This is a genomic window from Algoriphagus aquatilis, assembly GCF_042657405.1.
Lineage (GTDB): Bacteria > Bacteroidota > Bacteroidia > Cytophagales > Cyclobacteriaceae > Algoriphagus > Algoriphagus aquatilis.
Genome location: NZ_JBHSKS010000021.1, coordinates 38,997 through 51,221, shown reverse-complemented (window position 1 = coordinate 51,221; position 12,225 = coordinate 38,997). Strand labels below are relative to the sequence as shown.

Here is a 12,225-nt window from a genome sequence, read left to right as displayed (position 1 = left end):
CATCCCGAACAGAGAAGTTAAGCCCTGCAGCGCCGATGGTACTGGGGTTACTCCCGGGAGAGTAGGTCGCCGCCACATTCTAACCAAAAGCCTTCAGTTCATACCTGAAGGCTTTTTTCGTTTTTATCCCTCTTTCGATTTATGGTTTATGATAGCGAACATAGGCTATCCAATTGCCATCAGGACTCCAACTATGTACATTAATGGTTCCTTGGCCTCCATAAAAAACAGGTGTTAGATCCCTGATTTCCTTTGTAACCATATCCCTAATTCTAAGCTTAACATCCTTTCCAAAGGGATGTCCTCCTTTTTGGTCTTCCAGATAGGAGATGTAAACAATGGATTGATTGTCTGGTGATGGATGAGGGAACCAATTATCATATTCATCAAAAGTCAACTGTTCTTGATTGCTTCCGTTAGGTTTCATTCGATAAACTTGCATTCGACCTGTTCGGTGTGAATTAAAATAGATCCATTGGCCATCATACGAGTATTCGGGACCGTCATCAAGGCCATCTGAATTGGTAAGTCTTATTTCTTCACCGCCCGTACTAGGGATGATGTATACATCCCATTGACCATTCCTTTCGGCACAGTATGCCAGAAATTTCCCATCCGGGCTTATCCCATGCCAATAGCTAGGGTAAAGAGGGGTAATAAGTTCTGGTTTTCCTCCTTCTATTGGAATTATATAAATTCTTGAGCCTAAGCCTTTGTCGTTTTTGCTGAAAATGAGTGTTTTACCATCAAAGCTTAAACCGTGATCGTTATTGGCAGAAGTGACTAAACCTGAATGTAAATGACCAAAATTCTTTCCGCTTAGATCAATCTTTTCGAGCAATCCTCCTGAATTGATTAATAGGTATTTCCCGTCACGAGACCAGTTTGGTGCTTCGAAATGTCGTTTCTCCTTCAGTATAGATTTTTCTTCTCCTGTCTTTACATTAAGGATGACAAGCTCGCTAGTCACGTTTTCAGGTGTTTGGGACCATGCCGAATAACTTATCAAAATGGATAAGCAAGGCATAAATAGTTTTTTGAAATTCATGGCTTTGGGTGATTGGTTATACCCAATTTACCTTGATTTTCAGCTATTAAGAAACCACCTCTACTACAAATGGGCCTTTTGTGAAAAATTCTCCAATCTCCCAAACAGGCTGCCTGTGTTTCGTCATAGTCGTTTCAAACCAATCTTTGTTTTCTGGAGAAACAGAAATCAACAGTCCTCCGCTGGTTTGGGGATCACAAAGTTTGACTAAGTCCATTCCCTTAACTCCTGTAGCTTTGGAGTTAAAGGCATTCCAGTTTCTATAAGTATTGTCAGGGAATATGAATTGGTTGATGTAATCCTGAATTCCTTCGACCAAGGGCAGTTTAGACAAATCAAGTCGGGCCGAAAGATTCGCACCTTCTGTCATTTCTATTAAATGACCCAAAAGTCCAAAGCCAGTCACGTCTGTCATGGCATGAACTTCTTCATGGTTGCCAAGAATCTCACCGATCGAATTGAGGCGACAAGCAGTGTCTACCAAAGCGACATAATCCTTTTCTGTAATTTTTTGGCGTTTGAGCGCAGTCGCTAAAACTCCTATTCCAATTGGCTTGGTGATATACAATAGATCCCCTTCTTTACTTCCTTGATTGGTCTTTATTTTTTTAGGATGGATTATTCCATTGACGGAAAGTCCGAAAATTGGATCCTTGGCAGCGATCGAATGTCCACCTGCTAATTCAATTCCCGCCTGTTTGCAGATACTTTTTGCTCCTTCAAGGACTTTTGCTGCTAGTTCTGGTGCTATTTTTTCTACAGGCCAACTCAAAATGGCATTGGCAAAAATGGGTTTACCCCCCATGGCATACACATCAGAGATTGCATTGGCAGCTGAAATTCTTCCAAAATCAAAAGGATCATCTACAATTGGGGTAAAGAAATCTACTGTGTTGATGACTGCCAAGTCTTCTGAAACCTGATAAACTGCGGCATCATCTTTTTGGGAATTACCAACCAATAGGTTGGGGTCAATCTGAGAAAATGACCCACTGGCAGACAGGATTTGATCCAAGATAGCAGGTGCTATTTTACAACCGCAACCTGAACCTTCGCTCCACTCAGTGAGTCTAATTTGTGGGGATTCCATAAAATTTGTTCTTAGTGTTCAATAAAAGTTGAACTTGGTCGCCCATCGAGAAACCTGTTAGGTCCAGATGAACTGTTTTATTCGCAACATGCCTGTGCAAGTCAAAATCATAGGTTTTGTCATAATACAGCAGCAGATTTGATATCCAAGAAGTAAGTTTCTTTTCTTGGATATCTGTAATTGCCTGTTGGGTTCTCAGACCGCCCAAACGTTTTTGCAAGCGTTTGACTGCTGCGATCAACTCAGACTCTGGAAGCTGTCCGTACTCCTCAGAGATATGTTCGATTCGCTCTCTTTCAGTTCGCTGTATTTCTAGTAATGGAGCCTGGGTCATTTGCTCATAAAAACGATCAGGGATGATCAGCCTGCCAATTTTCCGGCTTTCATTTTCTACCCAAATTGGAACACTAATATCCATCACTCGTAATTCTTCGGCTAACAGATTTTCAAATTGCTCCACCGTGGATTGTGGCTTTTGTCCTATGGATCCAAATGAAGATCCTTTATGATGGGCTATGCCCTCTAAGTCAATTACTTGTTCACCGGATTCTTTCAGCTTTTTTAGGAGCACGGTTTTTCCTGTTCCCGTTTTTCCACCTAAAACCAATAGTGGATAATTTCCCCTTACTTTTTCAAAAGTGTAGGTTCGATAAGTTTTATATCCACCTTTAAGTCTGTAAATCTCAAAGCCCACCATCGAAAGGAGCCAAGAAAGAATTTGACTTCGCATGCCACCTCTCCAGCAATAGACTATTGCTTTTCGGTCAGGAAATCTCTCCAATGCTTCTTTTTGAATTTGGTGAAATCTAGGACCGACAAGTTCGAAACCTTTTAAAGTAGCTTCAAGAGAACCTTGTTCTTTGTACAAAGTGCCTACTTTCACTCGCTCTTCATTCGTAAGTATAGGTAGATTGATTGATCCAGGAATTTGGCTTTGTGCAAATTCTCCCTCGCTCCTTGCATCGATCAAGGGTAGGTGCTCTCTTAGCTTCCAAAATTCTTCTAAGGATATAAGTATCTCTGCCATTTAGGCGATGAAGATAAAAAAAGCCGCAAAGAGTTCTTTACGGCTTTCGATCTAAGTGTAATTAAGAATTAAAGTTGTGCGTCTAGCTTTTGTGCCAAGACGGCTTTCGGAACAGCGCCCACTTGCTTGTCGACGATTTTTCCATCTTTGAAGAAAAGCAAAGTTGGAATAGAGCGGATACCGAATGCCTGAGCAACGGATGGATTGGAGTCCACGTCCACTTTACCAATTACTGCTTTACCTTCGTATTCTGCTGCCATCTGCTCCACTACAGGTCCGATCATTTTGCATGGACCGCACCATTCCGCCCAAAAGTCAACCAATACAGGCTTATCTCCTGAGACGATTTCTTCAAAGTTGGCGTCAGTTATTTCAATTGCTTTTCCCATTGTATTCTTGAATTAATAAGGTTCTGTTTTCAAATATATCAGCAAAAGCCGATTGATTTAGAATAAGTTCCTATCCAAATCAATAAATTCTCAATGACCCATCGACTAAATCAATAACTTATCTACCTGATTACCGATCTACTACTTTATAAACCACCTCAGGCAATTGGTTGAGTTCTTGGATCATTTCAGCACTCGGATCGATCGTATATTTTTTAGAGAAAAGCTCCAGTGTGATGTTTTCTCGTTGATCGATTACCTCGATATACAATTTCGCATCTCCTTTGTACTTCGTAGTAATGGCTTCTAGCTTTTCCATCAGGTCATAGGTCAAATCGTCCAAATTGATATTGACCTTGAGGCCTTTGATCATCTTTCCTCTGACTTCACTCAGTAGCGAAATGCTGTTGATCTTGAATTCCACCTCGTTTTCATTTCCCCATTTTTTTTGCTCGACTTTTCCAGTCAAAAACAAATACCAGCCGGTCATGAAGTACTGCTTAAACTTCACATAGTCGTCGCCGAATATGAAAAAGGTAAACGAACCATGGTAATCCTCCAAGGTAAGCGTACCAAAAGGTTTCCCATTCTTGGTGGTGCGGTGTGCAAAGGTTGATACCGACCCAGCCATCCTCAATTCATTCTTGCCTTTTAGGCCATCGAGGTCGGCTAAGGCTGTCAGCGGGGTATTGGTAAATGACTCGATTTCCAACTTGTATTGATCCAAAGGGTGGCCGGATATGAAAAGTCCTACCACTTCTTTTTCGATATTCAGTTGCTGGATTTGGGAGAAAGGCTCGATCGGTGCCACCGAAGGTAAAGGTATTTCAGCATTTCCCCCGCCTCCTCCGAAGAGGCTTACCTGCGCACTGTCTTCCTCTTGTTGAACCTTTTGGGCATATTTCGTCGCTTTTTCAATCAAGGTCACATCTCCATCTGGAGCCTCTAAGTATTGTCTTCGATGGTGCTCTTTGAAGCAGTCAAAGCTGCCTGCCATGGCCAAAGCTTCCATGGTTTTTTTATTCAAAGCACGGGAATTAACCCGCTTCGCAAAGTCGAAGATGTTTTTGTAAGGGCCGTTTTTCTCCCTTTCCTTGATGATTTCATCTACGGCTGCAGCACCTGCACCTTTGATGGCCGCCATCCCAAATCGGATTTCTCCGGCAGTATTTACCGTAAAACCACTTTTGGATTCGTTGACATCCGGTCCCAAAACCGGAATGCCCATTCGCTTACATTCTTCCATGAAAAAGGTCACCTGAGTGATGTCATTCATGTTGTTACTTAGCACAGAGGCCATGTATTCGGCTGGGTAATGTGCCTTCAGATAGGCCGTCTGGTAAGCAATCCACGCATAGCAGGTAGAGTGCGACTTGTTGAATGCATAGGAGGCAAAGGCTTCCCAGTCGGTCCAGATTTTCTCCAGCTTTTTGGGATCATGGCCTTTGGCAGCTGCCTGCTCGACAAACTTGGGTTTCATCTTGTCCAGTACATCCTTCTGCTTTTTACCCATAGCTTTTCGCAGGACGTCTGCCTCTCCCTTGGTGAATCCTGCCAATTTTTGTGACAAAAGCATGACCTGCTCTTGGTAGACCGTGATCCCGTATGTTTCCTCCAGGTAGTCCTTCATGTCATCCAAATCGTAGGTGATGGGCTCCTGACCATGCTTTCGCTTGATAAACGAAGGGATGTATGCTAAAGGCCCCGGACGATAGAGAGCGTTCATCGCGATCAAATCTGCAAATACTGTTGGCTTCAGTTCTCGCATGTATTTCTGCATCCCTGGACTTTCGTACTGGAAGATCCCGACTGTTTCGCCACGTTGAAAAAGCTCGTAGGTCTTGACATCATCAATCGGGAAAACATCTGCGTCCAACAGGATTCCATGCCGCTCTTTGACAATTTTGATGGCGTCTTTTATGAGCGTGAGGGTCTTTAAGCCCAAAAAGTCCATTTTCAAAAGACCTGCGGATTCTACTACGGAGTTGTCAAACTGGGTACAGACCATGTCTGAATCCTTGGCTAAAGCCACCGGAACAAAATTGGTAATGTCAGCAGGAGTGATGATTACCCCACAGGCGTGAATACCGGTATTTCGCACCGATCCTTCTAATACAGCTGCTTGATTGACTGTTTTGGCAGATTCGTCTTGACCTTGTGCAATGCGAATCAATTCTTCTGCTTTTTGCAGGAGCTCGCCTTGGCCTTTGAGTTTGTCATGTAGGGCTGGACGGTTTTTGGCAAGATCAAAAAGCGTCTTCAGCTTGATGTCAGGTACTAAATTCGCTAATCTGCCCGCTTCAGCTAGAGGTAAATTCAGAACCCGAGCTGTATCCCGAATAGCAGATTTTGCTGCCATGGTACCGTAGGTAATGATCTGCGCTACCTGATTGGAACCGTATTTTTTGATTACATAATCAATTACATCCTGACGTCCTTCGTCGTCAAAGTCAATATCAATATCGGGGAGGGAAACCCGGTCCGGATTCAAGAATCTTTCGAAGAGGAGGTCGTATTCGATTGGATCCACATTGGTGATACCCACGCAGTAAGCTACTGCCGAACCGGCTGCCGAACCTCGACCAGGACCGACAGAAACCCCCATATCCCGTGCTGCACGGGTGAAGTCTTGGACAATCAAAAAGTAACCCGGATAGCCAGTTTTTTCAATTGTAGCCAACTCAAAATCCAATCGTTCTTGGATTTCAGGAGTTATTTCTTTGTAGCGCTTTTTTGCTCCTTCATAGGTCAGGAAGCGCAGGTAAGCATTTTCCCCCCGCTTTCCTCCATCCACATCGTCCTCAGGATGCTTGAATTCCTCTGGAATATCAAACTTGGGCAGAAGGACTTCTCTTGCAAGTTTGTATGCCTCGCATTTGTCGACAATTTCTTGGGTACAGATGATGGCTTCGGGCAAATCCGCAAAAAGCTTCTTCATCTCCTCCGGGCTTTTGAGGTAGAATTCATCGTTGGGAAAACCATAACGAAATTCCCGTCCACGCTTTCCGATATACTTTTTAGGCTTTTCTACGAGTTCGCCGTCTTTCACACAGAGCAAAATGTCGTGAGCCTTGGCGTCCCCTTTGTCATTGTAGTAGGTGTTGTTTGCTGCGAAATATTTTACACCGTACTTGTGTGCAAACTCCAGAAGGACTTCGTTTACTTTTTCTTCTTCAGGGATTCCGTGGCGGTTGAGCTCGACATAAAAGTCATCTCCAAACTGATCCTTCCACCAGAGAAATGCTTCCTCTGCCTGAGTTTCTCCCACGTTCAGGATCAAGTAGGGGATTTCCCCCCAAAGTCCACCGGTCGTAGCAATCAAGTCACCTTTGTATTGGACAAGGACCTCTTTGTCAATTCTTGGCACATAATAAAAGCCTTCAATATTGGCGTAGGAGGCCAATTTGGCTAAGTTGTGGTATCCTGCTTTGTTTTTGGCAATCAAAACGGTTTGATATCCGTCATCCTTATTGGCTTTGTTTTTTCGGTCTCTGCAGAGATAAAACTCACATCCCAAAATAGGTTTGAGCTCCTTTCCCATCGCCTCTTTCACAAAGTGAAAAGCTCCCATCATGTTGCCGTGATCAGTCATGGCTACGGCGGTCATGCCCAAGGATTTGGCGCGGGCGACTATGGCTGGAATCTCAGAGGTAGCTTGAAGAACAGAGTATTGGGTATGGACATGCAGATGAGTAAAAGGTACATCTGCCAGGTCGGAAATGTCTGCTTTGCCAGCCTGTTTAAGTACATCTTTTGTGGCGGTCTTTTGGGTTTCTTTGGCTTGGACAAAATTGGCCTCTGCCAGCTTCGGCGCTTCATAAATTACCTCTTCAAGTAAAATTCCGGGTTCAGGTTTTTGAACTCCCTGAGTGATCAATCCAAAGAAGCAGCGTGCCGTAGCATCCACGTCATAGGCCGCATCGTGCGCGTCATCAAAACCGACTCCAAAAAGTTTTTGGTGAAGTTCATTTAGGGTTGGCCATTTGAATTTCCCTCCTTTTCCTCCGGGAAGTGCGCAGAAATCCGTGGAAATATCCTTGGTGTCAAGTTCGGCCTTACTTTCAAGAGGCATCACGAGCTCGGCTCGCAAATATTCTGAACCCACCACATTGATATCGAAACCGATGTTGTGACCCACTAAGAATTTGGCCTGAATCACATCCTCTCGGAATACCTGTAGGATTTCTTTCAGATCGTGACCTTCTGCCAAGGCACGCTTGGTGGAGATGCCGTGTACTTTTTCGGCATTGTAAGGAATGGTAAATCCCTCCGGACGGATGATGTAATTATGATTGGAGAGAAGCTTACCTCTGGCGTCATGCAGCTGCCAGGCAATCTGAACCAGTCTAGGCCAGTTGTCCACATCGGACATGGGCGCATTGTAGTCCCGGGGCAAACCGGTGGTCTCTGTATCAAAAATGATGTACATACTTGGTGGGTAAATGAGGCTTCAAATTAGGGGATTAAGCCCAAGCAAAAAATCGATTGGCGGGAATTGTCGCAAATAAAAATCTAAGAGACTGGTTTTCTTTCAAATATAGTTAAGTAATTGATTGTCAATTATTAATGCTTTTCAATTTTGAAATTTTTCAAGATTCACTTTGAAATTGTACAGGTTTTGAATGAGGTAGAAGGCCTTGAAATTCCCTTCTAAAAAATCAGAGAATCAGCTAGTTCATATGTATAATCCAGAAATGGGTTTCACTTGGGCTTTCAGAGAAGGCACTGAATGCACAATAATGTTCAAACTTTATACTTTCTCAATACCTTATTTCCCACATCCAAGCTTGCTTGCTATCGATGGAAGTCTGGATAAATTTCTTCACGAGGTCCTGATATTCGGAGCCTGTGACTTCTCTGCCTTTCATTTTTTTGGGGAGAGTGATGGGTTCTTTAGGCTCTCCAAAAGCGATTTTCTCAGCTTCGACGATCAGCATGCCGTCGTTGATGTCATAGGCTAAAATCAAACCGGGTAGGCCGAATAGCTCTTCTGGTCCCGTAGGAACTGGAATATCTGCAGCAAACCAAGCGGTGATTTTTTGGCCTTTGATGGGGTCTTCACTCACGGCTTTCATGCACATATGCCCGAGAATATCGCGGATTTCATTCATGACCCTCCATTTAGGAGGATTAAGGCGGTCACGGACTAGGTAAGTTTTGCCCATTTGGTCCATGAATTTCAGATAGGTCTGATCTTTAAGATTGTTTTCAATGAAGTAATCTTCTATTTGCCAAGAGTAGCTGCGTACTTCATAAGGTTCGCCATAGGTATATATACTTTTCTCAGGTGAAAACTGAAGCTTCATCCGTGTGCTGTAGCCATCGGGATTACCCCATGTCAGTAAAATTCGGTCGCGTTCCTGTTGGGTCAGATGGGGTAGACTGGAGTAGATTTTATCATAGAAAATCTTATATCGGAATTCTACTTCGCCTACTATATTTTGAGCCTTTACTCCTGTAGTGATCAGGATAAGCGCAATGGCAATTAGATGCTTTAATTTCATTGTGGTAGAGCTTGGCTGTTGTGTTAGATTATCTGTCATTTTTTACTTCTACGCCCCTCATATTGTAGGTCACGCCGAGGAGGAAATACCTAGACAAGGTTTCGATTCTTCCATTGGAAACGAAGTTTTGTCCTGCAAATTGACTGATCGTTTCATTTTGCTTGAAGATGTCATAGGCAGAGAGCCTGATTTCCCATTTTTTAGCTTCACCGATGAGTTTGTAGACAAATGCATTGAGAATGGGTACTTCCTGACTAAATCCAAAACTCTCATTTTCAAACCGGCTGTAGTTGAATTTCATGTCGAAATAAAAAGCCTTAGGAAGCTTGATGTTCATGTTTGTGTATGCACTCCAATTAACGATATCCTGATTTTGGGCGGGATTTTGTACGTATTTGGTTTTGCTCAGACGGAATGATGACCCGGCATATAGACTCAGCCACTCCGTCGGGTTCAGGTCTAAATTTGCCCCTACATTATGGCTTAGGGTGTTTGTTTCGGTCTCTTGGGAGTTGATCAGTGCTAAGCTTCTGGAATAGGAGGGATTAGCGGATAAAAAAGCATTCATTTTTGTTTTCACGATGGGGAATCCAAATCCTAAATACGAATTATACCGCTGTCCACCGGCAACATTTCCTGCCGTAAAAGTGGTGACAAAGGTTTCTGGATCAATAGTTTGGTTTTGCACAACCTGGCTTGTGTAGAAGGTTGAATTCAATGAGACAAAGAGGTTAATGAAAGTGGCAGGATCATACATATTGTATCCGGCATTAAAAGAATGACTTACCTCTGGCTGTAGATCTGGGTTCCCTTCGCGAATAAACAGTGGGTTAGAAATATCCTTGAAAGGCTGAAGATTGGAAATACTAGGAGGAGTGACACCCATAGAATACCCTGCGTTGAGTCGCTTGTTTCCTTTCATTGTCTTCCAATAGGACAAATTTGGAGTTAGATTGAGATAGCTTTTATCTACCGTGCCTAGAATCTCACTGTCCTTTTCCACAGAGAATCTTCCGTTCAAATTGTAGTTTGAGGCAGCTAATCCCAAGCTTAAGTTTGAGCCTTTATTCGCATACCTGATGCTCGATCCGAGTCGGTTATAGGTGATTTGATTGTCAAAAAAACGGCTTAGATCAGGGTTCAGCTGGAGGATATCACTAGTCTCTACATCAAATACACGACGGTCAATTTGGCTATTTGATTGGCTGAAATTGTAAAACGACTCCCAAAATAAAACCTTACTGATCGGCTCAACAAAAAGCAAACTTGACTTGATCACATTGGAGCTGTTCAGGGCCTGGTTCACTTGGTCTAAATTTCTAAAATAGGTGTTGGGATCTGTAGAATTTACTAGGTCCACAACAGATTTTTGGATGCCATCTTGGTCTGCATCGTTGTAGGTATTACTTATACTAGCCGCAAAGTTTCGCCCACTTTTTTCGAATTTATGTCTAAAGATTGCTGTGCCTTGGAAGGACCCAGACCATCTATTCGATCTATTGTTCCGATCCATTTGGCTTTGCTCGGTGCTGCTGCGGATCAGTTCCTGGAAGCTTTGGAGTGAGGTTCGAAGTGTACTGATTCTTCCTTTGGCATTGATCGTGAGGGTATTGGCGCTGTCCAATTCGTTTTGAAAACGTATTGTTGCCCGGTGATGTCCAGCCATGTTGTTCTGAGCACTTTGGTCATTGGAAGTAAAGGAGGAATTATCTTGAAGGAAAGTGGTTCTTGAATTGAAACTTTCGATGATTTGATCACTTCGGCTGTAGAAATAATTTCCGCTAAAATCCTTTTTGTCTTTGAGGCGGTTATAATTAACCCCGATCGCTTGGTTGTTGGAAAAGCCCGAACTGAGGTTGTTGAAGGGGATTTCGAAGGAATCCTCGCTGTCTCCTCCCGAAAAAGAGATAATCATCATTCCTCCATTGGCATTGAAGCCAAAATCTCCGGTGTCGCCAAATTGGAATGCTCCGCTCCCTCTAAACTCCTGCAGGTCATCCCAACTTAAGCCGGTTTGGTTGACATTATTGCCATAGCCGATGATGGAAAACTGATTTACCTTATCGAATTTATTGTAAGATCCATTGGATGACCATCTTCCATCTGTTCCTCCAGCAGCAGAAATTTTACCAAAACCTCCTTTTTTGGCTTCCTCTTTCAGCTCCACATTCAAGGTTTTTTCCTTTACGCCATCGTCAACTCCGGTTAGTTTGGCTTGCTCTGATTTGTCATCATATAGTTGAAGCTTGCTGATGGACTCTGCATTCAAGTTTTGCGTAGCCATTTTTGTGTTTCCACCGAAAAACCGACGCCCATCGACTGTTACTTTTTGGACTCGTTGGCCTTGGGCAACAATATTTCCGTCTGCATCGATTTGCATGCCAGGCAGTTTGCGGAGGAGGTCTTCTAAGGTCGCTCCGGGAGGTACTTTGAATTTGCTGGCATCATATTCCAGCGTATCTCCGCGCATCATGAGGGGGGCTTTGGCAGCTTTTACCACCACCTCATACAATTCCTGGAGAATGGGAGTTAACTGAATTTGCTCCACTTCCAGTTCATCGGAATCAGGCAAGACCAGTTCTTTTTGGAAAGGAATGTAGCCCATATAGGTGGCTTTGATAAGCAGTGGTTGCCTGTCCACATTTTTGAAGATGTATTCGCCAGCCTTGTTTGTCAGTGTATATGCCACCAAGGCCGAGTCTTTGGGACTCAACAAAAGTACGGAGGTATAATCCAGAGGCAGGTTAGTGGTGTCCTTTACCGTTCCTCGTATGGTCAGTTTGGATTGGGCTTGCGAAGTAAAAGTTAGGGCAAGCAAAAGAAGGAATGAAAAGAGGAATTTCATTTTTTCGGCGTTATATTTTTAAACTATAAAATAAATTTCAAAAACTAGGTTCCCATTTTTAAATCAAATTCATTCATCACTTTGGCGCCCAAGCCATTAAAGAAGATGAAATACTTGGGTATAAATGGGGTGTTATTGACTACGGTTAAGTTGAAAATGAGCGTCCTTATCGTTTATAACTCGCTGTTGCAATCCTTTGAATTCCCAATTCTTGTTCGCTATTGTTTTGAGGAAGACCTCATCATTTTCCCTTTTTCAATTGATGCATTTTTGATCAATCCAAAATTCATTCAATCAAAATGGTGCCTTTCGACAATGATCC

General features: G+C 43.2%; 7 protein-coding genes and 1 rRNA gene. 1 reads left to right on the top strand and 7 read right to left on the bottom strand.

The annotated features are described in order from the left end of the window. Positions 1-78, top strand: a 5S ribosomal RNA gene (rrf, locus tag ACFPIK_RS18150); the annotation flags it as partial. A gap of 61 nt (positions 79-139) precedes the next feature. Here the strand turns inward: rrf and ACFPIK_RS17410 are convergent. The 7 genes from ACFPIK_RS17410 to ACFPIK_RS17380 all read right to left on the bottom strand — a co-directional run bounded on the left by ACFPIK_RS17410 (position 140) and on the right by ACFPIK_RS17380 (position 11,903). After that, positions 140-1,048: a TolB family protein gene (locus ACFPIK_RS17410; protein ID WP_377917611.1), complete on the bottom strand. Its 909-nt coding sequence runs from the start codon at positions 1,046-1,048 to the stop codon at positions 140-142. Between the two features lie 46 nt (positions 1,049-1,094). Beyond that, the gene (selD, locus tag ACFPIK_RS17405) at positions 1,095-2,138 is read right to left on the bottom strand and encodes a selenide, water dikinase SelD (protein WP_377917609.1); all 1,044 of its coding nucleotides are present in this window, start codon (positions 2,136-2,138) and stop codon (positions 1,095-1,097) included. Then, positions 2,119-3,165, bottom strand: a complete 1,047-nt coding sequence (mnmH, locus tag ACFPIK_RS17400) for a tRNA 2-selenouridine(34) synthase MnmH (RefSeq protein ID WP_377917607.1) — start codon at positions 3,163-3,165, stop codon at positions 2,119-2,121. Before mnmH ends, selD begins: the two co-directional genes overlap by 20 nt. Before the next feature lie 68 nt (positions 3,166-3,233). Beyond that, positions 3,234-3,554 carry a thioredoxin gene (trxA, locus tag ACFPIK_RS17395; RefSeq protein WP_187177734.1) on the bottom strand — a complete coding sequence of 107 codons (321 nt, stop codon included), beginning with the start codon at positions 3,552-3,554 and terminating at the stop codon, positions 3,234-3,236. Between the two features lie 130 nt (positions 3,555-3,684). Further along, positions 3,685-7,983 (bottom strand): DNA polymerase III subunit alpha, encoded by a 4,299-nt coding sequence (gene dnaE, locus ACFPIK_RS17390; protein ID WP_377917605.1) that lies wholly within the window; start codon positions 7,981-7,983, stop codon positions 3,685-3,687. A gap of 331 nt (positions 7,984-8,314) precedes the next feature. Next, positions 8,315-9,058 (bottom strand): GLPGLI family protein, encoded by a 744-nt coding sequence (locus ACFPIK_RS17385; protein WP_377917603.1) that lies wholly within the window; start codon positions 9,056-9,058, stop codon positions 8,315-8,317. A 28-nt stretch (positions 9,059-9,086) separates the two neighbouring features. Then, positions 9,087-11,903, bottom strand: coding sequence for an outer membrane beta-barrel protein (locus ACFPIK_RS17380; protein WP_377917601.1), 2,817 nt, complete (start codon positions 11,901-11,903; stop codon positions 9,087-9,089). Positions 11,904-12,225 lie beyond the last annotated feature (322 nt).

Excerpts from the sequence above, each read along its gene's own strand:
- ACFPIK_RS17380 (WP_377917601.1), bottom strand. The coding sequence starts at position 11,903 with ATGAAATTCCTCTTTTCATTCCTTCTTTTGCTTGCCCTAACTTTTACT.
- selD (WP_377917609.1), bottom strand. The coding sequence starts at position 2,138 with ATGGAATCCCCACAAATTAGACTCACTGAGTGGAGCGAAGGTTCAGGT.
- ACFPIK_RS17385 (WP_377917603.1), bottom strand. The coding sequence starts at position 9,058 with ATGAAATTAAAGCATCTAATTGCCATTGCGCTTATCCTGATCACTACA.
- dnaE (WP_377917605.1), bottom strand. The coding sequence starts at position 7,983 with ATGTACATCATTTTTGATACAGAGACCACCGGTTTGCCCCGGGACTAC.
- mnmH (WP_377917607.1), bottom strand. The coding sequence starts at position 3,165 with ATGGCAGAGATACTTATATCCTTAGAAGAATTTTGGAAGCTAAGAGAG.
- ACFPIK_RS17410 (WP_377917611.1), bottom strand. The coding sequence starts at position 1,048 with ATGAATTTCAAAAAACTATTTATGCCTTGCTTATCCATTTTGATAAGT.
- trxA (WP_187177734.1), bottom strand. The coding sequence starts at position 3,554 with ATGGGAAAAGCAATTGAAATAACTGACGCCAACTTTGAAGAAATCGTC.